The sequence below is a fragment of the Flavobacterium sp. FlaQc-52 genome (assembly GCF_044007495.1).
In the GTDB taxonomy this organism is placed as follows: domain Bacteria; phylum Bacteroidota; class Bacteroidia; order Flavobacteriales; family Flavobacteriaceae; genus Flavobacterium; species Flavobacterium cupriresistens.
Map to the genome: position 1 here is coordinate 90,836 of NZ_JBIPCV010000001.1, position 26,886 is coordinate 117,721.

Annotated in this window: 21 protein-coding genes; 3 read left to right on the forward strand and 18 right to left on the reverse strand. The window is 35.4% G+C overall.

The window, feature by feature from the left end; all coding sequences use genetic code 11:
* Positions 1 to 105: 105 nt before the first annotated feature.
* The 6 genes from ilvC to ACHRV5_RS00445 form a co-directional block, all read right to left on the reverse strand.
* Positions 106 to 1,575, reverse strand: a complete 1,470-nt coding sequence (gene ilvC, locus ACHRV5_RS00420) for a ketol-acid reductoisomerase (RefSeq protein ID WP_047775041.1) — start codon at positions 1,573 to 1,575, stop codon at positions 106 to 108.
* A gap of 43 nt (positions 1,576 to 1,618) precedes the next feature.
* Positions 1,619 to 2,140, reverse strand: a complete 522-nt coding sequence (gene ilvN / locus ACHRV5_RS00425; protein ID WP_047775043.1) for an acetolactate synthase small subunit — start codon at positions 2,138 to 2,140, stop codon at positions 1,619 to 1,621.
* An 87-nt stretch (positions 2,141 to 2,227) separates the two neighbouring features.
* A complete protein-coding gene (gene ilvB / locus ACHRV5_RS00430) occupies positions 2,228 to 3,916 on the reverse strand; it encodes a biosynthetic-type acetolactate synthase large subunit (RefSeq protein ID WP_047775044.1) in 1,689 nt (562 codons plus the stop codon).
* A gap of 130 nt (positions 3,917 to 4,046) precedes the next feature.
* Positions 4,047 to 5,720 carry a dihydroxy-acid dehydratase gene (ilvD, locus tag ACHRV5_RS00435; RefSeq protein ID WP_395425338.1) on the reverse strand — a complete coding sequence of 558 codons (1,674 nt, stop codon included), beginning with the start codon at positions 5,718 to 5,720 and terminating at the stop codon, positions 4,047 to 4,049.
* A gap of 266 nt (positions 5,721 to 5,986) precedes the next feature.
* On the reverse strand, positions 5,987 to 7,105 hold the full coding sequence (gene leuB, locus ACHRV5_RS00440) for a 3-isopropylmalate dehydrogenase (RefSeq protein ID WP_047775049.1): 1,119 nt from the start codon (positions 7,103 to 7,105) through the stop codon (positions 5,987 to 5,989).
* Positions 7,106 to 7,146: 41 nt separating this feature from the next.
* Positions 7,147 to 8,322: a 2-isopropylmalate synthase gene (locus tag ACHRV5_RS00445; protein WP_082210609.1), complete on the reverse strand. Its 1,176-nt coding sequence runs from the start codon at positions 8,320 to 8,322 to the stop codon at positions 7,147 to 7,149.
* A gap of 155 nt (positions 8,323 to 8,477) precedes the next feature.
* On the opposite strand from ACHRV5_RS00445, the gene ACHRV5_RS00450 reads away from it, so the two are divergent.
* Positions 8,478 to 10,019 carry a hypothetical protein gene (locus ACHRV5_RS00450; RefSeq protein WP_395425339.1) on the forward strand — a complete coding sequence of 514 codons (1,542 nt, stop codon included), beginning with the start codon at positions 8,478 to 8,480 and terminating at the stop codon, positions 10,017 to 10,019.
* A 185-nt stretch (positions 10,020 to 10,204) separates the two neighbouring features.
* Here ACHRV5_RS00450 and ACHRV5_RS00455 read toward each other — a convergent pair whose 3' ends face one another.
* Positions 10,205 to 11,860 (reverse strand): M1 family metallopeptidase, encoded by a 1,656-nt coding sequence (locus ACHRV5_RS00455; RefSeq protein WP_395425340.1) that lies wholly within the window; start codon positions 11,858 to 11,860, stop codon positions 10,205 to 10,207.
* Between the two features lie 169 nt (positions 11,861 to 12,029).
* On the opposite strand from ACHRV5_RS00455, the gene ACHRV5_RS00460 reads away from it, so the two are divergent.
* A complete protein-coding gene (locus tag ACHRV5_RS00460; protein ID WP_395425341.1) occupies positions 12,030 to 12,728 on the forward strand; it encodes a carbohydrate-binding family 9-like protein in 699 nt (232 codons plus the stop codon).
* 911 nt (positions 12,729 to 13,639) lie between these two features.
* On the opposite strand, the gene ACHRV5_RS00465 is transcribed toward ACHRV5_RS00460, so the two are convergent.
* From ACHRV5_RS00465 to ACHRV5_RS00515, 11 genes are all read right to left on the reverse strand, one after another.
* Positions 13,640 to 14,200: a hypothetical protein gene (locus ACHRV5_RS00465; RefSeq protein ID WP_395425342.1), complete on the reverse strand. Its 561-nt coding sequence runs from the start codon at positions 14,198 to 14,200 to the stop codon at positions 13,640 to 13,642.
* Between the two features lie 72 nt (positions 14,201 to 14,272).
* On the reverse strand, positions 14,273 to 14,872 hold the full coding sequence (hisIE, locus tag ACHRV5_RS00470; protein ID WP_395425343.1) for a bifunctional phosphoribosyl-AMP cyclohydrolase/phosphoribosyl-ATP diphosphatase HisIE: 600 nt from the start codon (positions 14,870 to 14,872) through the stop codon (positions 14,273 to 14,275).
* A gap of 92 nt (positions 14,873 to 14,964) precedes the next feature.
* A complete protein-coding gene (gene hisF, locus ACHRV5_RS00475) occupies positions 14,965 to 15,720 on the reverse strand; it encodes an imidazole glycerol phosphate synthase subunit HisF (RefSeq protein ID WP_395425344.1) in 756 nt (251 codons plus the stop codon).
* Positions 15,721 to 15,935: 215 nt separating this feature from the next.
* Complete coding sequence (gene hisA, locus ACHRV5_RS00480; protein ID WP_395425345.1) at positions 15,936 to 16,679, reverse strand: 1-(5-phosphoribosyl)-5-[(5-phosphoribosylamino)methylideneamino]imidazole-4-carboxamide isomerase; 744 nt, start codon at positions 16,677 to 16,679, stop codon at positions 15,936 to 15,938.
* 88 nt (positions 16,680 to 16,767) lie between these two features.
* The gene (hisH, locus tag ACHRV5_RS00485; RefSeq protein WP_395425346.1) at positions 16,768 to 17,349 is read right to left on the reverse strand and encodes an imidazole glycerol phosphate synthase subunit HisH; all 582 of its coding nucleotides are present in this window, start codon (positions 17,347 to 17,349) and stop codon (positions 16,768 to 16,770) included.
* A 97-nt stretch (positions 17,350 to 17,446) separates the two neighbouring features.
* Complete coding sequence (gene hisB / locus ACHRV5_RS00490) at positions 17,447 to 18,583, reverse strand: bifunctional histidinol-phosphatase/imidazoleglycerol-phosphate dehydratase HisB (RefSeq protein ID WP_395425347.1); 1,137 nt, start codon at positions 18,581 to 18,583, stop codon at positions 17,447 to 17,449.
* A gap of 165 nt (positions 18,584 to 18,748) precedes the next feature.
* A complete protein-coding gene (gene hisC / locus ACHRV5_RS00495; RefSeq protein WP_395425348.1) occupies positions 18,749 to 19,795 on the reverse strand; it encodes a histidinol-phosphate transaminase in 1,047 nt (348 codons plus the stop codon).
* Positions 19,796 to 19,910: 115 nt separating this feature from the next.
* Positions 19,911 to 21,206: a histidinol dehydrogenase gene (hisD, locus tag ACHRV5_RS00500; protein ID WP_395425349.1), complete on the reverse strand. Its 1,296-nt coding sequence runs from the start codon at positions 21,204 to 21,206 to the stop codon at positions 19,911 to 19,913.
* 133 nt (positions 21,207 to 21,339) lie between these two features.
* Positions 21,340 to 22,197, reverse strand: a complete 858-nt coding sequence (gene hisG / locus ACHRV5_RS00505; RefSeq protein ID WP_047775068.1) for an ATP phosphoribosyltransferase — start codon at positions 22,195 to 22,197, stop codon at positions 21,340 to 21,342.
* Positions 22,198 to 22,506: 309 nt separating this feature from the next.
* Positions 22,507 to 23,907 carry a sensor histidine kinase gene (locus tag ACHRV5_RS00510; protein ID WP_395425350.1) on the reverse strand — a complete coding sequence of 467 codons (1,401 nt, stop codon included), beginning with the start codon at positions 23,905 to 23,907 and terminating at the stop codon, positions 22,507 to 22,509.
* Positions 23,908 to 23,910: 3 nt separating this feature from the next.
* Positions 23,911 to 24,573, reverse strand: coding sequence for a response regulator transcription factor (locus ACHRV5_RS00515; RefSeq protein WP_047775072.1), 663 nt, complete (start codon positions 24,571 to 24,573; stop codon positions 23,911 to 23,913).
* A gap of 210 nt (positions 24,574 to 24,783) precedes the next feature.
* Here ACHRV5_RS00515 and ACHRV5_RS00520 point away from each other — a divergent pair, with 210 nt between their 5' ends.
* Positions 24,784 to 26,874: an LTA synthase family protein gene (locus tag ACHRV5_RS00520; RefSeq protein ID WP_395425351.1), complete on the forward strand. Its 2,091-nt coding sequence runs from the start codon at positions 24,784 to 24,786 to the stop codon at positions 26,872 to 26,874.
* The last annotated feature ends 12 nt before the right edge of the window (positions 26,875 to 26,886 follow it).

The following is a 26,886-nucleotide window of genomic DNA, read 5'->3' on the forward strand; positions in this document are numbered from 1 at the left end:
TAAAAGTTAAGTGATTACAATATGCATCTATATCTATATTATCTTAATAAATGCTTACTAATTCAAAATATTACGTAAAAGAGATACAGTGCAAACCCCAATTTATTATCCAATTTTTTTCATTGCAGTCATCGATTCTCTCAACCATGCTCCTACTTCTTCGATAGGATGTTGACGAATTTCTTTGTTAACTGCTATTAGAACTGCATTGTCTACTCCGTTTGAAGTTGAGAATGGTTTTCCAATTATGTTTGTTTCTACTTTTTTCATGAATTCAGTCAACAACGGTTTACAAGCGTGGTCGAATAAATAACAACCGTATTCTGCTGTGTCTGAAATAACACGGTTCATTTCGAATAATTTTTTTCTTGCAATAGTATTTGCAATCAAAGGCAATTCGTGTAAGGATTCGTAATAAGCTGATTCTTCGATGATACCAGCTTCCGTCATGGTTTCAAAAGCCAATTCAACTCCCGCTTTTACCATGGCAATCATTAATACTCCATTGTCAAAATATTCTTGTTCCGCTATTGGAGCTTCTTGTGGAGCTGTTTTCTCGAAATTTGTTTCTCCGGTTGCTGCTCTCCATTTCAATAAGTTAACATCGTCATTAGCCCAGTCAGTCATCATTGTTCTTGAGAATTCTCCTGAAATAATATCATCCTGATGCTTTTGAAACAAGGGACGCATAATGTCTTTTAATTCGTCCGCAAGTTCATAAGCTTCAATTTTTGCAGGGTTAGAAAGACGGTCCATCATATTAGTGATTCCTCCGTGTTTCAAAGCTTCTGTGATGGTTTCCCATCCGTATTGGATCAGTTTTGATGCATATGCTGCGTCAATTCCTTTTTCAATCATTTTATCAAAACATAAAATAGAACCTGTCTGCAACAAACCACAAAGAATAGTTTGTTCTCCCATTAAGTCTGATTTTACTTCTGCAACGAAAGATGATTTTAAAACTCCTGCTTTATGACCACCTGTACCTACTGCATATGCTTTTGCCTGATCTAAACCAGTACCATTTGGGTCATTTTCAGGGTGAACCGCAATAAGGGTTGGTACACCAAAACCTCTCTTGTATTCTTCACGAACTTCAGATCCAGGGCATTTAGGAGCACACATAATTACAGTAATGTCTTTACGGATTTGCATTCCTTCTTCTACGATATTAAAACCGTGAGAATACGATAAAGTAGAACCGTTTTTCATTAATGGCATAATCGCAGTAACAACAGCAGTGTGTTGTTTGTCCGGAGTAAGATTACAAACTAAATCGGCAGTTGGAATTAATTCTTCGTAAGTTCCCACTTTAAAACCATTTTCTGTAGCGTTTTTAAAAGAAGCTCTTTTTTCAGCGATTGCATCGGCACGTAGCGCGTATGAAATGTCTAATCCGGAATCTCTCATGTTTAAACCTTGATTTAAACCTTGTGCACCACAACCTACAATAACAACTTTTTTTCCGGCCAATGCTGCAATTCCGTCAGCAAATTCTGATTGCTCCATAAATTCGCAAACGCCTAATTGTTCTAATTGTAATCTAAGTGGTAGTGTGTTGAAATAATTTGCCATTTTTTTAATACTATTTAATGAATGTGTAATTTAATAATTGATACTATTTAAGTGTCTCTAACATTGTTGATATTTCCATTTTCTCTTTAGAAACGGATATTCTTCCCGAACGTACAAACTGCATGATACCGTAAGGCTTAATTTTTGTGTATAATTCTTCGATTTCAGAACGTCTTCCTGATTTTGAAATCACAAAAAAGTCACGTGATACGGTCACAATAGTAGATTGACTTTCTTTGATGATGTTCTGAATTTGTTTTTCATCGAAAAGCAGATTCGAAGCGATTTTGAACAAAGCATTTTCTAAATAAATAGTCTCTTCATCTGTGTGATAGAATGCTTTAATAACCTCAATTTGTTTTTCGATTTGTCCGACAATATTCTTAACCCATTTTTCAGTAGTGTCTACTACAATTATGAATCTTGAAACATTCTCAATTTCTGATTCTGAAACATTTAAGCTTAATATGTTAATGTGACGCTTTAAGAATATTCCTGATATTCTATTCAACAAGCCCACGTTATTTTCCGAGTATACCGATATGGTAAATGTTTTATCTTCCATGTTGTTTTAGCTTTTGTTGTTTCAGGTTTCAGGTTTCAGGTTGTTGCACTTGAAACTTGAAACCCAAAACTTGAAACTTCCTTTTTTTTAGCTTAATCTAATTTGAGAAACACATGCTCCCGTTGGAATCATTGGGAATACGTTATTTTCTTTTTCTACCATCACTTCTAAAAAATAAGAATCTTTTGAAGCCATCATTTCGGCTACAGCAGCATCCAAATCTTCACGTTCGGTGACTTTTTTAGATTTAATATGATATCCTTCGGCAATTGCAACAAAATTGGGGTTGATCATTTTTGTTGAAGCATATCTGTTATCAAAAAACAATTCCTGCCATTGGCGCACCATTCCAAGGAATTCGTTATTTAAAACAACAATTTTTACAGGCACCTTCGTCTGAAAAATGGTTCCTAATTCCTGAATCGTCATCTGGAAACCACCGTCACCAATAACAGCGACAACTTCACGATCCGGTCTTCCCATTTTAGCTCCAATTGCAGCCGGTAAAGCAAATCCCATAGTTCCTAAACCTCCCGAAGTAATGTTACTCTTGGTTGAATTAAACTTCGCATAACGACAGGCAAACATTTGATGTTGACCAACATCTGAAACGATAATCGCATCCCCTTTTGAGTGTTTGTTGATCATTTCGATGGTTTCACCCATCGAGATTCCTTTGTTGTTTGTTGGTTTTAACTCCTCATCGATAACCGAATCAAATTCGATTTTGTATTTTTCTTTGAATTCGTTGTGCCAAGCGTCATGTGCTCTGTCATCAATTAGAGGCAATAAAGCATTCAATGCTTCTTTTACATCGCCTAAAACGGCTACTTCTGTTTTTACATTTTTATCTACTTCTGCCGGATCAATTTCAAAATGAATCACTTTTGCCTGTTTGGCATAGGTTTTTAAATCTCCGGTAACACGATCGTCAAAACGCATTCCAAGTGCTATTAAAACATCGCATTGGTTAGTCAATAAATTAGGGCCGTAATTTCCGTGCATTCCTAGCATTCCCACATTCAAAGGATGAGCTGTAGGTAATGCGGAAAGTCCAAGAATCGTCCATCCTGCAGGAATTCCTGACTTTTCGATGAATGCTTTTAATTGTGCTTCGGCTTCACCTAAAATAATCCCTTGACCAAAAACAATAAAAGGTTTTTTGGCGCTATTGATTAAAGCCGCAGCTTCGGCAACTTTATCTAATTTTAATTTTGGAACCGGAGTATAACTTCTGATGGCTGTGCATTTTTCATAACTAAATTCAAATTCATCAAACTGTGCATTTTTAGTTATATCAATCAAAACAGGCCCTGGACGACCAGAACGTGCTATGAAAAAAGCTTTTGCCATAATCTCAGGAATTTCGGAAGCTTCCGTAATCTGATAATTCCATTTGGTCACCGGAGTTGAAATTCCGATAATGTCTGTTTCCTGAAAAGCATCAGAACCCAGTAAATGTTTTCCTACCTGGCCTGTGATACAAACCATTGGTGTTGAATCGATCTGAGCATCGGCGATTCCGGTAACTAAGTTGGTTGCTCCGGGGCCTGAAGTAGCAATTGCAACTCCGACTTTCCCTGTAGCTCTCGCATATCCCTGAGCGGCATGTGTTGCACCTTGTTCGTGACGTACTAAAACATGGTGTAATTGCTCCTGGAATTTATATAATTCGTCGTAAACCGGCATTATGGCTCCTCCAGGATATCCATATATTAAGTCTACTCCTTCTTCTAATAAACATCTTATAACGGCTTCTGCCCCTGATATTTTCATTGTATCTGTTTTTTTCAAAAATCTCGTCTAATGTTAAAATCAAAATCAATTTCTAGTTTTCTGTTTGAAATTTACTTTTGCTTTTATTATTGTTTATATATAATTGATTTTTGATGTTGTTATTGAATCATTATTTATCGGTAACGCAACCTGTTGAGGCACTGGAGACCGATCTCGCGTATTTCAGTAATACTCCTTTTGAAGCTTTTAGAGGCGGTTGAATCCAACTTGCCTTTCTGGCTGCAAATTCAGCATCAGATATTTTAAGATCAATGGTGTTTTTCACAGCATCAATGGCAATTAAATCCCCATCATTAACCAGTGCAATACCACCACCATCATAAGCCTCGGGTGTGATGTGTCCTACCACAAAGCCATGTGAACCTCCGGAAAATCTACCGTCTGTAATCAGAGCAACGCTGTTTCCTAAGCCGGCTCCAATAATAGCTGATGTAGGTTTTAGCATTTCGGGCATTCCCGGACCACCTTTTGGTCCACAATACCTAATGACGACTACATCTCCCGGTTTTACTTTACCGGCCTGAATACCCGGAATTACATCAAATTCGCTTTCAAAAACAACTGCTGTTCCTTGAAAATATTCTCCTTCTTTTCCGCTTATTTTAGCAACACAACCTTCAGCAGCAAGATTTCCGTACAAAATCTGAATATTTCCGGTTGGTTTTAGTGCTTTTTGAATCTCATGAATAACCTCTTGTCCGTCTTGTAAGTCCGGAATATTGGCTAAATTTTCGGCTACTGTTTTTCCGGTTACGGTTAAACAATCTCCATGAATTAATCCTTCTTTTAGTAAGTATTTCAAAACAGCCGGAACTCCTCCAACTGCATGTAAATCTTCCATCATATATTTTCCACTTGGCTTTAAGTCAGCCAGTACGGGTGTTTTGTCGCTAATTTTTTGGAAATCTGTTAAAGTAATTTCAACATCAACCGAATGAGCCATCGCAATTAAGTGCATTACTGCATTGGTAGAGCCTCCTAAAACTGCTACCAGCGTAATTGCATTTTCGAAAGCCTTGCGGGTCATAATGTCTTTGGGCTTAATGTCTTTTTCTAATAAAACTCTGATAGCTTTTCCGGCATCAAGACATTCTTGTTTTTTCTCTTCGCTTAAAGCTGGATTTGACGAACTGTATGGTAAGCTCATTCCTAAAGCTTCAATTGCCGATGACATGGTGTTTGCCGTATACATTCCGCCGCAAGCCCCTGCTCCCGGACATGCATTTTGAATAACGCCTTTGTAATCTTCAGGAGAAATGGTGTTGTTGAATTTTTTTCCTAAAGCTTCAAAAGCTGAAACGATATTCAAAGATTCCCCTTTCCATTTTCCAGAGTGAATTGTTCCACCGTAGACCATAATTGCCGGACGATTTACTCGACCCATTGCCATTAAAGCACCTGGCATATTTTTATCACAACCCGGAATTGCAATTAAACTGTCGTACCATTGCGCTCCCATAACGGTTTCGATAGAATCTGCAATTACATCACGGGACACTAAAGAAAAACGCATTCCGTCTGTACCATTAGAAATTCCGTCACTTACACCAATGGTATTAAAAATAAGTCCGACCAGATTTGCATCCCAAACACCTTTTTTAACATCTTTTGCTAAATCATTCAGGTGCATGTTGCAGGTATTACCATCGTAACCCATACTAACAATACCTACTTGTGCTTTTTTTAAATCTTCTTCAGTTAAACCAATACCGTACAACATGGCTTGCGCTGCAGGTTGTGTTTGATCTTGAGTGATGGTTTTGCTGTACTTATTTAATTCCATTATGTATTTTTTATTTAAATTTTATCCAAAAAAAAAACCTTCCAATATTTGGAAGGTTTCTAATATATTTTTTCAATTATATTTATACCATTCCTGATGCAGATGTGTTAATCACATTGACAACAATAACAGAAATAATAATAATTGAGATTTGCATCTTTTCTTTTTTAGTTTCACAAAAGTATAAAAACTTAAAGAACTAAAAAAATAAAATCTCAACATTTATGATACTTATTGTTGTTTTTTGTATTATTTTAATAAAAACACTAAACAATTGTTGATTGTCCAATGTGAACATTATCATTATTGAAATAAAGTAAGTCGTCTTTGCTGAAAATGAAATTGGAAACGAACTCTCCTACTTCATTTGTGCCAAATTTTGAATCTGCTTTCAAATCTGTTGTGACTACTTTAAATTCAATTGCTTTTTCAACCGCCTGATACACCACATTTGCTTCTTTAAACAGCCCGAAATGTTCTAATAACATTGCAGCAGATAAGATGGAAGCAATTGGATTTGCGATATTTTTTCCTTTTGCCTGTGGGTAAGAACCGTGAATGGGTTCAAACAACGCATTTTTTTCTCCTAAAGAAGCAGAAGCTAATAAACCGATAGAACCTGTAATAACACTGGCTTCATCAGATAAGATATCACCAAACAAATTTTCTGTTAAAATCACATCAAATTGTTTTGGATTTAAAATGATCTGCATGGCGGCATTATCAACAAATAAGAAGTCTAGAGCAACATCGGGATAACTCTCCCCTATTTTCTGAACTACTTTTCTCCACAATCTTGAGGTTTCCAAAACATTGGCTTTGTCTACCATGGTTAGCTTTTTACGACGATTTTGTGCCGCTTTAAACGCTAAATGTGCAATTCGGGTAATTTCTTCCTCTGAATATTCGCATAGATCAGAAGCATGTGTTCCTTCTTCGTTTAGGGTTTTGGCTCCGAAATAAGCTCCGCCTGTTAATTCTCTGAAAATAGTAAAATCAGCACCATCGATAATTTCTCTTTTTAAGGGAGAAGCATCAATCAATGATTTATAAGGTTTAATTGGACGGATATTGGCAAACAAACCCAGTTCTTTACGCAGTTTTAATAATCCTTGCTCCGGACGCACCTTTGCATTTGGATTGTTATCATATTTAGGATCTCCAATCGCACCAAACAAAACAGCATCTGTATTCAGACACAGGTTTAGTGTTTGCTCCGGTAAAGGATTTCCTGTTTTGTCGATAGCGATCGCTCCCATAAGCGCTTCTTCAAAAACAAATTCATGATTGTACACCTCACCTATGGCGTGTAAAGCTTTTTTGGCTTGTAAAATTACTTCCGGTCCAATACCATCTCCTGGTAAAACTGCTATTTTCAAATTCATAACGTCTCGTTCTTTATGTATTTAAATCTTTTTTTCTCTAATTAATTTCTGATCAAGTCACCCTCAATCTTAGAAGCTTCAATGATTTGATGAATATCTACATCTAATACTTCTTTTTTGATATCTGCGAATTTTAAAAACTCGATGTATACAATATCCAATTGTGTTTTGGTAAGTTCATAGCCTACCTTTTTAGCACGGTAAGCCAATGCAGCTCTACCACTTCTTGCTGTCAATATTATAGATGATTCATTAACTCCCACATCAAGCGGATCCATGATTTCATAAGTTGCTCTGTTTTTGATTACTCCGTCCTGGTGAATACCGGAACTGTGAGCAAAAGCATTCGCACCAACAATAGCTTTATTGGGCTGAACGATCATTCCCATACTTTCAGAAACTAAACGGCTCATTTCGTTTAATTCTCGGGTATTGATATTGGTATCTAAATTCAGATATGGGTGTTGTTTGAAAATCATTACAATTTCTTCCAACGCTGTATTACCGGCTCTTTCGCCAATACCGTTTATAGTACATTCTATTTGTCTTGCTCCATTTATAGCCCCTGCAATTGAGTTTGCAGTCGCCATTCCTAAATCATTATGACAGTGGCAGGAAAGGATTACGTTTTCGATTCCTTTTACGTTTTCTTTTAAATATTTAATTTTTGCACCGTATTCTTCAGGCAAACAATAGCCTGTAGTGTCGGGGATATTTAATACTGTTGCTCCCGATTTTATTACTTCTTCGCAAACTTTTGCAAGGAAAGCGTTATCTGTTCTACCGGCATCTTCGGCATAAAACTCCACATCTTCAACATAAGATTTTGCATGTGATACGGCATATTTAGCTCTGGCGATAATATCTTCTTTTGTCGTATTTAGTTTATGGAGTATGTGAGATTCTGATGTTCCGATTCCGGTGTGGATTCTTGGTTTTTTTGCATGTTTTAAGGCAGCTGCAGCAACATCGATGTCGTTTTTTACGGCTCTTGTTAGTCCGCAGACGGTTGCGTTTTCTACAATTTTACAAATCTCAGAGACCGATAAAAAATCGCCCGGACTTGACACAGGGAAACCTGCTTCAATGATGTCAACTCCCATCTTATCAAGTCGTTCTGCGATAACTAATTTTTGTTTCGTATCTAACTTACATCCCGGGACCTGTTCACCATCACGCAAAGTGGTGTCAAAAATTTGAACTTTCTCTCTATTCATATTCATTTATTTAATGTAATTTCACATCTTGATAACAAATATATGTTGTACTACTTCTGTATGAAATTCATTTTAATGAGATTATACTGTTTATAAAACAATTTATACGCTATTAAATAACTAAAAATCAATAAGTTACATTATTATATTTTACAATGGCTAACCATCAAAAAGATTTCTTATTTGTTCTGATAAAATCACTTTCAAAATCTGAAAAAAGGCAGTTTAAAATTTTTGCAAGTCGTTTGGAAACGAGTTCAAATACAAAATTTATTGAATTGTTTAATATTTTAGATAAGTCTGAAACTTATGATGAAAAACTCATTCTTAAGAGCGGAATCATAAAAAAAGTACAGCTATCTAACTTAAAATCATATTTGTACAAGCAGATATTGGTCAGTATTCGATTGAATATTCCAAGTCAGAACATTCGTTATCAGTTGCGGGAACAGATTGATTTTGCTGTTATTCTTTATAATAAAGGTCTTTATAGACAGAGTTTAAAGATCCTTGACAAGACAAAAATTCTGGCGCTGGAGAATGATGAAAAATATATGGCGTATGAGATTGTCGAATTCGAAAAACTAATCGAATCACAGTATATTACCAGAAGTATTCAGGGTCGCGCAGATGAATTAGTCGTGCAGGCCAAAGAATTGAACTATCGCAATACAATTTCAAGCAAATTATCGAATTTATCACTGCAATTGTACGGAATCATGTTAAAAACGGGTTACGTAAAAAGTGATGAGGAATATAAGTATATAGACGATTACTTTAATAAACACATCGCCAAGCTGGACGAGTCTAAGTTTGGTTTTCGTGAGAAGTATTGGTTTTATAATGCCAATCTGTGGCGTAGTTTCCTTGTTCAGGATTTTGTAGCAAGTTATAAATATGCTTATAAATGGGTGACTTTGTTTTACGATAATCCTAATATGATTTATTTGAATCCTGTATTTTTCCTAAAAGGGAATCATTATTTTCTGGAATCGCTTTATATGTTGAAGTATAAAACGAATTTCAAGAAGTATTTGACACTTTTGGAAGAAACCATTCAGGATCCTAAATTTCCTGTGAATGATAATATTGCGTCGCTATCCTTTTTATACGTTTATAACAACAAACTAAATTTACATATCCTGGAAGGTACTTTTGCCGAAAGCGAATATCTGATCCCGGAGATTCTGGAGAAAATAAAACTGCACAACGAACATCTTGATGAACATCACGAAATGGTGTTCTATTATAAAATTGCCTGTATTTATTTTGGGAATGAGAAGTACAATGAGTCTATTCACTATTTGGATAAAATCATCAACAACAAAAATTTATCGATGCGCGAGGATTTAATGTGCTTTGCGCGTATCTTGTCTTTGATTGTGCATTATGAGTTAGGGAAAGATTATTACTTGGAAAATCACCTTAAAAACACGTATAAGTTCTTACTGAAAATGAACGATCTGCACGAGGTTCAAAAGGAGATTATCAAATTCTTGAAGAATCTGAACAATTTTTATCCTGCCGATATTAAAAAGGAGTTTATTAAAATGAGGACTCGTTTTATAGAACTGGAGAAAATTACCTATGAAAAAAGAGCTTTTCTGTATTTAGACATTATTTCATGGTTGGAGAGCAAAATAGAAAACAGGAAAATTGCCGATATTATGAAGGAAAAGGCAAAACTTAATAGGTAAAGGAAGGGAAATTCCAATAATTTAAAATTCCAAATTCCAAAAAAAGAAACCCGACAGGTTTTTAAAACCTGTCGGGTTTAAATTTGTAAACGAAATTCTATTTTAGGTAATAAAAACCATAAAAAAAATCCCAACCTCCAACAATTGGAATTTGGGATTTTAAAATATTGGAATTTATTACAGTGTTATTCTATAATATTAGAAGTCGTAACATAGAAGTTTTTGTCTACTTCCAGTTTAGGTTCTTTGCCTTCAATTTTTTCTGATTTCCATTCCTGAGTTGGTTTCAACCAGATTTCTTTTCCGTCTACCGTTACTTTTACCGGCATGTCAAACTTATTTACGCAGTTTGTCCAGTGGTATCCCAGTTGTCCGTCTTTAAACATGTATTCAAAAACCGGAATTTTGGTACTTCTCAAATACTGATTGAAAATTTTACTCAAATCAATTCCGGTTTGTGTACTCATATAATCTTCAATCTGTTTAGTCGTAACGGTTTGATGATAAAAAGTACTGTTTAAACCTCTTAAAATTGATTTCCATTTGGCATCATCATTTACAATCTGACGAATTGTATGAAGCATATTGGCTCCTTTTGGATACATATCCCCGGAACCTTCATTGTTTACTTCATAATTACCTATAATCGGTTTGTCGTTTTGAATGTTTCTTCTGCATCCGATAACATATTCAGCTCCCGCTTCTTTGCCATAGTAATATTCCACAAAAAGGCTCTCCGAGTAATTGGTGAAACTTTCGTGAATCCACATGTCTGCAATGTCTTTGTAGGTGATATTGTTTGCAAACCATTCGTGACCAGATTCATGAATGATGATAAAGTCAAATTTCATTCCCCATCCGGTACCGCTTAGATCATGACCTAAATAACCGTTTTTGTATTCATTACCATAGGTTACAGAACTTTGGTGCTCCATACCTAAATAAGGCGCTTCAACCAATTTATAGCTGTCTTCGTAGAAAGGATAAGGTCCAAACCAGTTTTCAAACGCTTTTAGCATTCTTGGTGCATCTTTAAAGTGCTCTTTGGCTTTGTCTAAGTTGTCTTTTAAAACATAATAACTGCAGTCCAAATCTCCTTTTTCTCCTTTATACTTCTCAGAAAAATGTGCATAATCTCCAATATTAATGTTTACACCGTAATTATTAATCGGATTGGCCACGTACCAATTAAAGGTTCTCGTGCCATCTTTTTCTTTTTTAACGCTTTGTAATCTTCCATTAGAAACATCGGTCAAATCTCCCGGAACATTTACGCTAATCAACATGTTCTCCACTTCGTCATACATATGATCTTTGTTAGGCCACCAAACACTGGCGCCCAGACCCTGACAAGAGGAAGCAATGAAATCTTTCCCGTTTTTGTCTTTTTTCCAGGTAATTCCTCCGTCCCAAGGTGGTTTTATCGCTTCTTTCGGTTTTCCTCCAAATGAAACTACAATTTCCTTTTTGTCTCCTATTTTTTGAGCAGCATTCAATTCGATGAAAAAAGCATTGCCATCTCTCACAAACTTTAGCTCTTTCCCGTCCTGAGTGACTTTATAAATCTGCATAGGCTGCTGTAAGTCTATCTGCATTTTCGTCCCTGTTGACAAAACCGTATAACGAATCGTATTAGATCCGGTTATCGTTTTCTCAGAAGGGTTTACTTTAATATCCAGATGGTAATATTTCAAGTCCCACCAGGCTCTTTCTTTTGTGATGCTTCCGCGTAAGGTGTCCTGATGTGTAAAAGTAGTTTCAGACTTATTAAGAAGTCCTTGAGCATTGGTTCCGAAACTAACCAGAAAGGCTATAACAAAGCCTCCAAAGTAATTTTTCATAAATTTAGAAATTTGTAATAAATAAGGTATTTAAGCCAACTTAATCTGTAACAAATGTAAACATTCAGATTAAGTTATCTGAAATTTTATGATTTCTCTTCGAAATATTTAATGTTAAAATTCATTATTCTTCAGTATTTTAGCTTTTCTAAAAAACACCGCTTACTTTATGAAATCCAATTTAATACTATTTGTTTTATGTTTAGTTTTTTCTGTAACAGCCGGTGCCCAAACAATTCCAATTCATAAAACAAAAGGGAAAATAAGTATCGATGGTGATTTAGCTGATTGGAAGACACCATTTAAAGGTCCGTTTGTTATACATAACTCAGGTGGAAAGGCTACTCAACAAACTACTGTTTCTTTTGCTTGGGATGATGAAAATCTTTATGTAGCGTATCGTTCTCAAGATGCTAAAATTGTCGGATCAAAGAAGCAAAACGACTCGCAAATATTTAATAGTGATGATTTAGTTGAAATTTTTATAGATCCTGATGGAGATAGGCAAAATTATCTGGAAATCGGAGTTAATGCTTTCTCAACGCATTACGATATGCTCATCAAATGTATTTCGCCTGGTTGTGGAGGTTGGAATACTTCTATATCGTTTAACCTTTCCGGCTTGCAAGCAGTTAGTAAAATAAATCCAAAAGGCTTTTCTACCGAAATAAAAATTCCTTTTTCGGGGTTGAAAAACATTCAGAATGGTAATTTTAACAAACCGAAAATCGGCACCAAATGGAAAGGAAATGCTTTTAGGATCGATTACGGTAATACGACTGAATATCTTGCATTACAGCCTTATAAGAATCCTGTATTTGGTTTCCATAAACCGGAGGAGTTTGCTGTTTTGGAGTTTGTGGAGTGAAAGGGTTGTTTATGGTTTGTTTCAAGTTTCAAGTTTCAGGTTTAAGGTTACTGCTTGCTAGTTTTAGGGTTGTCACAATTCTGTCATTTCGAGCGAAGTCGAGAAATCACACAAGCGCTCCATTTCTATTTTCCTCAATTTTGTCATACTGAGGAAGGAAGTATCTTCGCAAGTAATTCCGTAAAGTGAAGTTCAGCGGTATTAATTCAGTAAACTTATGTTCTTTGTTTTTAAGATGACAAGCTGTATGGGGTTTCTGGCGTGATTTCTTGTGCGTTTACAGAAATGACAATCCACACAGTTTATTTTGAATGGTTTCAAGTTTCAGGTTTCAGGTTACTGCTTATTAGTTTTAAGGTTGTTGCAATTCTGTCATTTCGAGCGAAGTCGAGAAATCACACAAGCTGCTCCGTTTCTATTTTCCTCAATTTTTTCATATTGAGGAACGAAGTGTCTTCGCAAGTAATTCCGTAAAGTGAAGTTCAGCGGTATCGATTCAGCAAGCGTAGATCCTTCGTTCCTCAGGATGACAAACTGTACGGAGTTTCTGGCGTGATTTCTTGTACGTTTACAGAAATTACAATTCATACAGTTTATTTTGCAAGGGTTCAGGGTTCAGGTTTCAAGTTACTGCATATTAGTTTTAGGGTTGTTGCAATTCTGTCATTTCGAGCGAAGTCGAGAAATCACACAAGCTGCTCCGTTTCTATTTTCCTCAATTTTGTCATACTGAGGAACGAAGTATCTTCACAAGTAATTCCGTAAAGTGAAATTCAGCGGTATTAATTCAGTAAACTTATGTTCTTCAGGATGACAAACTGTACGGAGTTTCTGGTGCGATTTCTCGCCTTCGCTCGAAATGACAAAAAAAGTATATTATCGTGCTGTAAGGATATTAATTTTGCTTTATGCTATTGAATACCCCCTTCTACTAAATACTTAAAAAACTCATTTTCTTTTTTCATTTTATCAATTTCAGTAGAGGTCTTCTTTTTTTGAAAATGGATATTTTGCAAAAACCGATCATTTAAATTTCCTTGACATGTATAGGTGTCTAAAAACATTGTTATTCCTTTTTTTAAGACTGTCGATTTTGGAAATTTATCCATCATAAAAGTACGAACAGAGTTGTCCTTTGCAACAAATAATTCTCCGGTGCTTTGGTTGATTATACTGTAATACGAATTCTCTTTTTCTAAAAAAAGAATCAATTTTTGTCCTGTTTTTGGTTTTTCAATTCGGCGATCACACATCCAATCCTCAAAAATTTCGACTTTGATTTTCTGGGTTGATTTTCCTTTAATAAACTGATTTATTAAAAGTTCGTATTTCCCTTTCGAGACACTTGTGATAGATCCTTCGACAATTAAATCAGCCTTTGAAATAACTATGGAATAGGGTAAAATTCTCTTCTTGTAATCGAAATTAACTGAAGGATTCAAAAATAATAAGAAGCATATAAAAAGTTTCATGATCAGATTTTTTAAACTAAAATACTACTTAATTCTGCTTTTAAGTTTATTAAACTAAAAAACATTGAATAACTACTTCTGACGCTTCTTCAAAACATTTACAACGTCTTCCAGCTGAAAACCTTTGGCTTGTAACAAAATTAAATAATGAAAAAGTAGATCAGCACTTTCACTTAAGAACAAATCATCATTATCGTCTTTGGCTTCGATTACCACTTCTACGGCCTCTTCCCCTACTTTCTGGGCAATTTTATTGATGCCTTTTTCAAATAGTGAAGCCACATAACTTTTCTCGGAATCAGCATTTTCTCTGCGGACTTTGATTGTTTCCTCCAAATTGGAAATAAAACCATAAGACTCTTTGTTTTCTTCCTGCCAGCAGGTATCTGCCCCTGTGTGACATGTTGGACCAACGGGTTTTGCCTGAATTAATAAGGTATCGCCATCACAGTCATTTTTAATGTCTACTAAGTTTAAAAAGTTACCACTCTCCTCCCCTTTTGTCCAAAGTCTTTGTTTGGATCGGCTAAAAAAAGTAACTTTTTGAGTCTCAATCGTTTTTTGAAATGATTCTGCATTCATATAACCCAGCATTAAAACTGTTTTAGTCTCTGAATCCTGAATTATTGCCGGAATTAAACCATCTGTGTTTTTTGAGAAATCTATGTTCATTATGATTTTATATTTTTGAATTCAGACCTTAGATTGCTGAATCCCGTTATAATTAATAAGTATTGGAATTTGGAATTTAAGAAATTTGGGATTTAAACTCTAACTTCAATACCATTGTTTTTAAGTTCTCTTTTTAAAGCTTTAATTTCGATTTCTTTAAAGTGAAAAACACTCGCAGCCAAAGCGGCATCTGCTTTTCCAACTTTAAATGAATCGACAAAATGCTGAATATTCCCGGCTCCTCCCGATGCAATAATTGGAATATTTACTAGTTCGGAAAGTTTTGCCAAAGCCTCGTTTGCAAATCCGTTTTTGGTTCCGTCATTGTCCATTGATGTGAATAAAATTTCGCCTGCACCACGTGCTGCAACTTCTACGGCCCAATCGAATAAATTTAACTCTGTAGGTACTTTTCCGCCTACTAAATGTACAATCCACTGTCCGTTAATTTGTTTGGCATCGATAGCTACCACAACACATTGACTTCCGAATTTCTGCGCCAAATCATTGATCAATTGCGGGTTTTTTACAGCCGATGAATTGATTGAGACTTTGTCAGCTCCATTGTTCAATAGGATTTCAACATCCTCGACAGAAGAAATTCCTCCTCCGACCGTAAACGGAATATTGATTTTTTCCGCAACATGGCGCACCATATTTACTAAAGTCTTTCTACGTTCTTCTGTAGCGGAAATATCCAGGAAAACCAACTCATCTGCCCCTTCGGCTGAATATAACGCAGCAAGTTCTACAGGATCTCCCGCATCGCGCAAATCAACAAAATTGACGCCTTTTACGGTTCGACCGTTTTTTATATCTAAACAAGGTATGATTCTTTTTGCTAACATTTTTTTAATGTGTTAATTAGATAATGTGTCAATTGGATAATTTTAAAATTATGTAATTATTTGATACATAAGGTTTTCTTGAAAATAACATTTTTTTGTTGTTATGATTTGCATGTCATGATGCATCGTGGATACGTGCCATGGCACGTACCGTAGAGGCGCACCGCATAGGCGCACCGCATAGACGCACCGTTGAGACGCACTGCTGTGCGTCTCTACATTGATAATATGTAATTTTCTAATTGTTTTAACGAAATTCGTCCTTCGTAAATCGCTTTTCCGATGATGGTTCCTTCGCAGCCCAATTCGGCTAATTTTGGTAATTCATCGAAAGTTGAGATTCCCCCTGATGCGATTAATTTAATCTCTACTGCGTTCGATTTGACGGTACAATTCTCTATTATTTTTTTATATAAATCAAAACTGGGGCCTTCTAGCATTCCGTCTTTGGCAATGTCCGTGCAAATAACGTATTGAATTCCTTTGTTTTGATAGTCCTGAATAAACGGGACCAAATCTTCGTTTGAATCTTCCAGCCAGCCTGAAACTGCCACTTTTTCATCTTTGGCATCTGCTCCCAGAATGATTTTATCAGAACCGTATTGTACAATCCATTTTTGGAATAATTCTTTGTTTTTTACCGCAATACTGCCACCTGTGATTTGATTTGCACCACTTTCAAAAGCAATTTTCAGATCGGAATCTGCTTTTAGTCCGCCTCCGAAATCAATCTTCAGTTTGGTCTTTGTTGCAATTTGTTCTAAGATTTTATAATTGACAATCTTGCTTGACTTGGCACCATCCAGATCTACTAAATGCAGATACTCGATTCCGTGTGCTTCAAATGATTTTGCGACTTCAAGTGGGTTTTCATTGTAAATTATTTTGGTGTCATAATCTCCTTTGGACAAACGAACACATTTTCCGTCAATGATATCTATGGCTGGTATTATTCTCATGTTTATTATTTTAGATTTCTGATTTTAGATTTTAGACTCTAAAATTGGGATTGAAATGGATGTTTTGGTTAAATTGGAATTTAAAATATTAAATATTTAAAAAATTCCCCAGTATTTTCTCTCCAATGTCTCCGCTTTTTTCGGGGTGAAACTGGGTTCCGTAAAAATTATTTTTATGTAAGGCCGAGGCGTATTCCACATCGTAATGGGTTGTTGCTATGGCTTCGGGGCAATTTGGAGCATAAAAACTGTGCACCAAATACATGAATTCGTTCTCTGGAATTTCTCTAAACAAATCTGATTTCAAATTATAGATCTGATTCCAGCCCATTTGAGGCACTTTTACGTTTGATGTGAATTTGACCACATCAACATCAAAGATACCTAATCCCTTGGTGTTTCCTTCTTCAGATGATTGGCACATCAGCTGCATTCCCAGGCAAATTCCTAATACGGGTTGTTTTAGATTTGGAATCAAACTGTCCAAACCACTCTCAATCAGTTTTTCCATTGCTGAACTTGCTTCGCCAACTCCGGGGAAAATCACTTTGTCAGCAGCCAGAATTTCGTCCGGATTATTGCTCAGGATGGCCTTGTAACCCAGTCTTTCAATAGCAAACATGATGCTTTGAATATTTCCTGCCCCGTAATTTATGATAACTATTTTCATTTTTATTCTTTGGTATGTTTTGTTTCAAGTTTTAAGTTTCACGTTCTGTGCGTAACTTGAAACCTGAAACCTGAAACTTTGAACAATCTTAAACTTGTTAAAGCATCCCTTTCGTTGATGGTAGAATCATTTTCTCTGTATCTCGTTTTACTGCTACTTTTATCGCTTTGGCGAAGGCTTTAAAGATAGCTTCGATTTTGTGGTGTTCGTTTGTTCCTTCGGCTTTTATGTTGATGTTGGCTTTGGCTCCATCAGAGAATGATTTGAAGAAGTGATAAAACATTTCTGTTGGCATTTTTCCAACCATTTCACGTTTGAATTCGGCTTCCCAAACCAACCAATTTCTTCCGCCGAAGTCAATGGCAACCTGCGCGAGGCAATCGTCCATTGGAAGACAGAAACCATATCGCTCTATTCCTAACTTATTGACTAATGCTTTTGCGAATACTTCGCCCAAAGCAATTGCAGTATCTTCAATGGTGTGGTGTTCATCGACTTCTAAATCCCCTTTTACAGTAATTTCTAAGTCCATCTGACCGTGACGTGCAATCTGATCTAACATATGATCAAAAAAGGCAATTCCGGTTTCGATCTTGCTTTTACCGGTTCCGTCTAAGTTTAAACCAATAAAAATATCGGTTTCGTTTGTTTTTCTGGTAATTGAGGCTGAACGTTCTTCTAATTTCAGAAATTCATAAATTGTTTTCCAGCTTGTTGTTTGAAGAATGATGGTATCGTTTAATTCTTCTCGTTTTATGCTGATTTCATTGGTGCCGATCCCATCAGTATCGTTTATAAAGATGGCTTTTGCTCCTAAATTTTTAGCCAGTTCAACATCGGTTAAACGATCTCCTAGAACAAATGAATTTTCTAAATCATATTGGGGATTATTCAGATATTTAGTTAACATTCCGGTTCTGGGCTTACGTGTTGGTGCATTTTCTTCGGGAAAAGACTTATCAATGAAGATATCATCAAACAATACGCCTTCATTTTCAAAGGCTTTCAGAATAAAATTTTGTGTTGGCCAAAAGGTATCTTCAGGGAAACTGTCTGTTCCTAATCCGTCTTGATTGGTCACAATTGCCAATTCGAAGTCTAGTTCGCTGGCGATTTTAGCTAAATATTGAAATGCTTTTGGATAAAATTCTACTTTATCCAAGCTGTCTAATTGATAATTTTCGGGTTCTAAAACAATCGTTCCGTCACGATCGATAAAAAGTACTTTTTTCATAGTTTGATTCTTTTTTTTGCCACTAATTTCGCGAATTGCACTAATTTGATTGCAGAAGGTGAATTTTTAATTGGCCACAGATTAACACAGATTAAACTGATTTTTTTTCTTTGCCGCTACTTTACGTTCTTAGCGTAATCCTTTGCGAACTTTGCGGTTAATTTTTTACTTCAACAACTTCAATTCCTTAATTAAAACTGCATTTTCTTCTGGGATTCCGATTGTGAATCGAAGACAGTTTTCGCATAAAGCTTGTGTTGTACGGTTTCTGATTACGATTCCTTTTGCAATTAATTCATCATATCTTTTGTTGGCATTGTCTACTTTTACAAGGATGAAATTGGCCTCTGTGGGATATATTTTCTCTACAAAAGAAACTTCGAGTAAAACTTTAAGTAATTCCTCTCTTTGTTCAATAATAGAACTAATTTCATATTTTATTTTTTCTGAATCATTCAAACGAACTATCGCTCTTTGTTGTGTCAATTCATTTACATTATAAGGCGGCTTTATTTTATTCAAAACCGAAATTACTGCTGCTGAAGCATAACAAACTCCCAATCGGATTCCTGCCAAACCGTAGGCTTTAGAAAGTGTTTGTGTGATGACTAAATTTGGATATTCATCCATTTCGGTGAGCCAACTTTCTTTGTCTGAAAAATCAATATAGGCTTCATCAATTACGACCAAACCTTTGAAGTTCTGAAGTAATTTTACCACGCTTTCATCCGAAAAAGAATTCCCCGTTGGATTATTTGGAGAGCATAAAAAGATGATTTTGGTATTGTCATCAACGGCATCTAAAATTTTCTCTACCTGTGGTTGAAAATCAGTCGAAAGCAAAACCTCTCTGTTTTCTACTGCGTTTATGTTTGCCAAAACACCATACATGCCGTAGGTGGGCGGCAACGAAATGATATTGTCTTTTTTAGGTTCACAGAAAGCTCTGAAAAGTAAATCTAAGACTTCATCACTACCGTTTCCCAGTAGAACCTGATTTGGGTTTACTTTATTGTTTTTTGCTAAAATAGCTTTCACCGAATTTTGCTGTGGATCCGGGTAGCGATTTACACCATTTTGAAACGGATTTTCATTCGCATCCAAAAAAATCATGTTCGCAGTATTAAAATCCTCAAACTCGTCTCGTGCAGACGAATACGGCTTTAGGGTTTTTACGTTTTCACGTGTTATTGTATTTAGGTCGAATTTCATTTTTTTATTTTTTAAAGGTGTGAGATGAAGACAAAACAAACTAGTATGGATGATTTTGAGTTCAAGAATCTTCACTCTCTATGTTCTTTATTCTATTCTCTTTACTCTTTCCAACTTACTTCACGCTCTCCATTAAACTTTCCAATCGTAGTGTTACAGCGTTTTTATGGGCTTGCAAACCTTCTGCTTCCGCCATAAGTTCGATTGCTTTTCCGATATTTTGAATTCCTCTTTCTGATATTTTCTGAAACGTCATTGATTTCATGAAACTGTCCAAGTTTACACCGCTGTAATTCTTGGCATATCCGTTGGTCGGTAGTGTGTGATTGGTTCCTGATGCGTAATCTCCGGCACTTTCAGGAGTATAATTCCCGATAAAAACAGAGCCTGCGTTTAGTACGCCATTGCAATAAAAATCATCATATTCGGAGCAAATAATAAAATGTTCGGGGCCGTAATCATTGATTAAGTCCAAGGCAATTGTATCATTTTCGACTAAGATTAATTTGGAATTTTCGATCGCCTTTTTTGCTATCGCTTTTCTTGGAAGAGCCTCAATCTGAATTTGAATTTCCTTTTCTACCGCGTCAATTAGTTTTTTTGAAGTCGAAACTAAAATTACCTGGCTGTCTGTTCCATGTTCCGCCTGTGATAACAAATCAGAGGCTACGAAGGCAGGAACCGCTGTGTTATCGGCCACAACTAATAATTCTGAAGGTCCGGCTGGCATATCAATCGCAACACCAAATTGAGTGGCGAGTTGTTTGGCAACTGTAACAAACTGATTTCCGGGGCCAAAAATTTTATATACTTTTGGTATAGATAGTGTACCAAACGTCATTCCGGCAATTGCTTGAATACCACCTACTTTTATGATTTTGGTTACGCCACATAAAGTAGCTGCATACAATATTGCAGGGTTAATTTTTCCTGTTTTGTCCGGTGGTGAACATAAAACAATTTCTTTGCAGCCAGCAATCTCAGCCGGTACAGCCAACATTAGAACTGTAGAAAACAAAGGAGCTGTTCCGCCAGGTATATACAATCCTATTTTTTGAATAGGTCTTTTTTCCTGCCAACATTTTACGCCTTCCATTGTTTCTATGGAGATTCTGTCTGTTTTCTGGGCTGTGTGAAACTTGTAAATATTGTCTTTTGCAAGTTGAATGGCTTCTTTTAATTCACTTGAAACCAGACCGATCGCTTCTTGTATTTCTTCGTTAGTAACTACATAAGTATCTAAAGCGATTCCGTCAAAAATTGAAGTGTATTTTGCAATGGCTTCATCTCCTTTTTTTTGTACTTCTTTGAAGATTTCCTTAACGGTAACTTCAATATCGTCTATCGTTTTGGTAGGTCTTTGTAATAGTTCTGACCAGGTTTCCGGTTTGGGATTATCTATTCTATTCATTTGTATTTTTATTTGAATTTCAAATTCTTACTTGGTTTTTAACTGCAAAGACTCGCAAAGTCATTATCAAGTTCTAAATTTAGAATTTGGGATTTCATTATTGGAATTTGTTTTTTTAACGTTGGAATTTAATTTACAGTACCATTTTTTCGATTGGGCAAACCAGAATTCCCTCTGCTCCTGCTTCTTTTAATTGATCAATTACATCCCAAAAAGTATCTTTATCAATTACGGAGTGTACACTGCTCCAGCCTTCCTGCGCTAAAGGCAGAACCGTTAAACTTCTTAAAACCGGAAGGATTTTTCCAACGGCTTCTATTTTATTGTTGGGAATGTTCATTAAGATGTATTTTGAATTTCGAGCTCTTAAAACAGCCTGAATCCTAAATTTCAACGTATCAATGTGTTTTTGAATCTCAGGAGAGACTTTTGGAGAAACAGCCAAAACGGCTTCGCTTTTTAATATTACTTCAACTTCTTTCAGATTGTTTTTGAATAAAGTACTTCCGCTGGAGACAATATCCACAATTGCGTCGGCAAGACCAATGTTAGGTGCAATTTCTACGGAACCTGAAATTTGGTGAATATCAACTGTTACCCCGAAAGAATTAAAGTATTCATTTACTGTGTTGGGATAAGAAGTGGCAATTCGTAAACCGGCAAGATCTTTAACGGAGTTGTATTCGAAGGTTTTCGGAACTGCTACAGAAACCTTGCATTTAGAAAAACCTAATTTTTGAACCACTTCTATTCCTTTTCCTTTTTCAACCAGAAGATTGTCTCCGACTATAGCCAGATCAACAACCCCGTCGATTAAGTATTGCGGAATGTCTGAATTTCTCAAATACAGTACTTCGAGAGGGAAATTAGAAGCTTCGGCTTTAAGTTGATCAATGCCGTTATTGATTGAGATGCCACAATCTTTCAGGATTTGAATGCTGTCTTCGTTTAAACGACCGGATTTTTGAATTGCAATTTTTAAAGTACTCATTTTTTTAGTTTTTTTGGATTAAATAGTCTGAGTACAAAGAGTTGGAAATAAAAAACCCGTTTGATGTACTCAAACGGGTTTTAAAATATGATGATTTACACGCATATCATTAACACATCGCTTGAGAGCAATAATGAAAATGATGATGATGTAATTGAATAGAAATCATGACTTGATTTGTTTTATAATTCTTTGATTCGGTTGCAAATATACTAGTTAATTTCATAAAAAAGCATTTTTTAATTTAACTTAATGATATTTTATTGTTAAATAATATCTGAAGTGCTGTTTTTACTACGTTCTTTTAATTTACGATAACGTTTTCATAGGCTGCTTAAAATCTAAAATTACAGTGGTTCCCTTCCCTTTATCGCTATTTACCTTAAATGTAATAGACAACAAATCTGCGATTCTTTTCACAATAGAAAGTCCTAAGCCGGTTCCTTTGATTTCGGGATGCTCAGATGATTTTGATCTATAAAAAGGGTTGAAAATCGTTTCGAGATCTTCTTGATCAATGCCAATTCCGTTATCGGTAACGGTGCAGCGGATCTGATCTTCTTGTCTGGTTAATGAGATTGAGATTTCTCCGGCTTCACTGGTGTATTTTATAGCATTTGAAATAATATTTCTCAAAATTGTCAATACCAAATAGTTGTCCGAATGGATATAATAATCGGCTTCGGCTTCAAATTTCATATTGATTTTTTTATGGTTTATTTTTTCTGAATTTAAAGTCAATACATCCAAAATCAAGGCATTCAAATAAACGGATTCGTATTTTATATTGTCATTTTTGTTCTCAGAACGCGCCATTAAAAGCAGCTGGTCTACCAACCTGTTCAAGTGATCAACTTCTGCAATGCAAAAGTTTACTTTTTCTTCGTATTCCTTGCTGTCTCTTTGCTTGCGTATAAGTACTTCAAGTGTTCCTTTAATAACAGTTAGTGGTGTTCTTAGTTCGTGTGAGGCGTCTGAAGTAAATTGTTTTTCGCGTTCGATAGCGTCTTCAATTCGGTTTAAAAGACTATTTATTGTTTCGGAGAGCGTGTATAATTCATCTTTTGTTTTGGGTAATGGGATTCTTGTTTTCAGGTTATCTCTGGTAATACTCTTAGAGGTGTTGGTAATAGCATTTATTGGTTTTATACTTCGTCCGGCAAAAAAGCGGGCTATGAAAAACAACAGCAATAAAATTACCGGAAATGCCAGGCACATAATTTCGAATAGATTATTAAGAACCATTCGGGAACTAGTCAGTGACATAGCGATCATGAGATAGCCAATGTTTTTAGATTTGATGATAAGAGGAACCTGAACTTGCCGAATAATATTATTGCCAATTTTGGTGTCGAATAATTCGTAATCTTCTACGCTGTCATGAAAAACGAGTACTGCTGTATTGAGATTTGGAGATTTTTCAGTTATTCTTTTGTTGGTATCCAGGAATTGAACAAAAACAGGGTTTACATCAACTGTATTGTGTTCTCGTTCTTCCCACTCTTCCTTGTCTACTAAAATTACAGTGCCATTTGTTACTTTAATTTCTTTGAGGTGATTTTGTATTTCTACATTTATGCCTTCATCAATATGACTGTAAACGGAGTGTTTAACAATGGCGTAAATAGTAAAAAAAACCACTAAAATCAGCAAACCTGTTGTGATAATGTAGTTTAAAGCAATTCTGTTTTTAAAGGAAAGTTGCGCCATTTATTAGTCGTTAGCAATGTAACCAACACCGCGAATTGTTTTTATATAATCTTCTTCAATTTTCAGATTGAGTTTTTTTCGGATGGCATTCATAAAGACATCGATAACACCGGTATCGTATTCGAAATTGATTTCCCAGACATCTTTTAGAATTTGATTTCGGGTACATACTTTTCCTTTATTGCGAATCAGATACGCCAATAACTCAAATTCTCTTTGTGTTAGGGAAACTTCTTCATTGTTTTTTAGTACAATGTATTTTGTCAAATCAATTTTGATAGTACCAAGTGAAAGAATCTCTTTGCCTTTATGTTTTCGAAAATGAATTTTAATACGCTCTACCAATTCTTCAAAACTAAAGGGTTTCTTGATGTAATCGTTTGCCCCCGCTTTGAGGCCTTCAATGGTCTCTTGTACCGTGTCTTTGGCTGTCAGAAATATAATTGGCGTGGTTTGGTCTTTAATTCTAATGGCTTTACAGAGTTCTAAACCATTAATTTTTGGTAGCATCCAATCCAGTAAGATTAAATCAAATTGCTGTTCTTGCGTTAGCTCAAACCCTTTTGCACCATCATTTGCTGTGGTCACTTTATATCCTTCCTCCTGCAAACCTTGTTGCAGAAACTGAACTATACCTAATTCATCTTCAATTATTAAAATATGCATTCTTTAAGATTTTAATTAGGAAATGTACTACATTTTTTACTGATTTACAATTCAAAGATACAAATTTAAAAAATTAGAAAATCTCTAAAACCTTTCTCTATTAATGAAATGAACATCTTAAGCGAACATTAAGTTAACACTAAGGAAGGTAAAAGAGGAACTTAATCTGGCGTTAATCAATCAAAATTACTTTTGTTTAAAAAAATAATAATGATATTTTATAAGAAACTTGCCCCGTTCTACTATCTTGGATTATTCTACTTTATTGTAAGTTTTATAGTTAGGGTTGTTTTGTTTTTTCATCCTATCACACAGAGTTCTTTTAGCATTGCGGAGAGTCTTAAAATTTTTGTTTTAGGTCTTATTTCTGATTTTTTCGTATTTGTTGTGGCCAGTTTCTTTCTTTGGCTTTATCTGATTTTTATTTCTAATTCTAAATACAACAAGTCCTCGGGGTTTATTATTCTGGGGATTTTTGTGCTGCTGTTTCTTTATATTGCTTCCGGAAGAAGTATATTGGATGAATACGGTGGTGCGTTACCTGGAATTGTCCTAGTTTTTGTGGGGATTAAAACAGTACTTTTTGCTCTTTTGCTTTTTCTTCCAAAACACCGCGACAAAATCCGATTCTGGTTATTTGCTTTTGTAATTTTCTTGTATGTTTTACTGATTCTTCAAAATGCATTGAGTGAGTATTTTTTCTGGAATGAATTTGGAGTCAGATACAATTTTATCGCGGTAAACTATCTGATTTATACCAATGAGGTGATTGGTAATATTATGGAATCGTATCCTGTGATTCCGTTATTTTCTATTCTGTTTCTGATAACAGGAGCTTTTACCTATTTTATTCTGAGAAAATCCAGAAGCTATATTGATGCAATTCCAACATTTAAAGAGAAGATTAAAATTTCTGCTCTGTATATCAACTTGTTGATTGCCTCTTTGATTTTAATTCCGGCTTTGGCGTTGACAGAAAACTCAAAAAATGTATTCGTCAATGAATTGCAATCGAATGGTTTGTATAAGTTTTATTTAGCTTTTCATAATAACAGTTTAGATTATTTTAAATTTTATAAAACACTTCCGAACCAGCAAGCTTTTACAGTTTTGAAACAGCAATTACCTACGATTACGGAGAATAGCACGATCCGAAAAATAGAAAGTGATTCGGCTGAAAATCGAAAAAATGTGGTGCTTATCACCATTGAAAGTTACAGTGCTGAATTCATGGAAATGTATGGGAACAAAGAGAAAATAACGCCGTTTTTAGATAGTTTATCTCAAAAGAGTCTTCAGTTTACTAATTTGTATGCTGCCGGAAACCGTACCGTACGTGGACTTGAAGCAGTAACCTTATGTCTTCCGCCAACTGCCGGAGAAAGTGTTGTAAAAAGAGAAGACAATAAAAACAAATTTTCGACCGGAGCTCTTTTCAAGCAAAAAGGATACAATGTGAAATTTATGTACGGTGGTGATGCGTTCTTTGATAATATGAGGGATTTTTATACCGGAAATGGCTATGAAATCATAGATAAATCAAATTTTACAGCCGAAGAAGTTACCTTTTCTAACGTTTGGGGCGTTTGCGATGAGGATATGTACAACAAAGCCATAAAGGTTATGAATACCGAAGCAAAAGAAAACAAACCCTTCTTTAATCACATCATGACCGTCAGTAATCACAGGCCTTTTACCTACCCTAATAATAAAATTGATATTCCCGGAGACATCAAGTCACGTGATGGTGGGGTAAAATATACCGATTATTCGCTTAAAAGATTCTTTGCAATGGCCAGTAAACAACCTTGGTTTAACAACACTATTTTTGTCATTGTTGCGGATCATTGTGCCTCGAGTGCGGGTAAAACACAGCTCCCGGTAGATAAATACAGGATTCCTGCATTCATTTACAGACCCGGAGTTAAACCTGAAAAATACAATCAGGTAATGTCACAGATTGATCTTATGCCAACCGTGTTTGGATTACTGCACTTCAATTATCAAAGTAAGTTTTTTGGACAAGATGTTTTCAAACCGGATTATAAACCTAGAGCTTTTATTGCGACTTATCAGGATTTGGGTTTGATAAAAGACAATGTCCTGACTATTTTATCACCTAAGCAACAAGTCAAACAATTTGAATTGAAAGTAAAACCAACAGCAGGTCTTTCACCGGAATATAATATTTTTTATGATGAGGTACCATTAAAGAAAGAAAGAACTGATTTGGTCAATGAAACCATATCTTTTTATCAAACCGCTTCTGATGTTCTTAAGCACAAGAAGTATCAAAAGTAAGAGAAAGTGAAA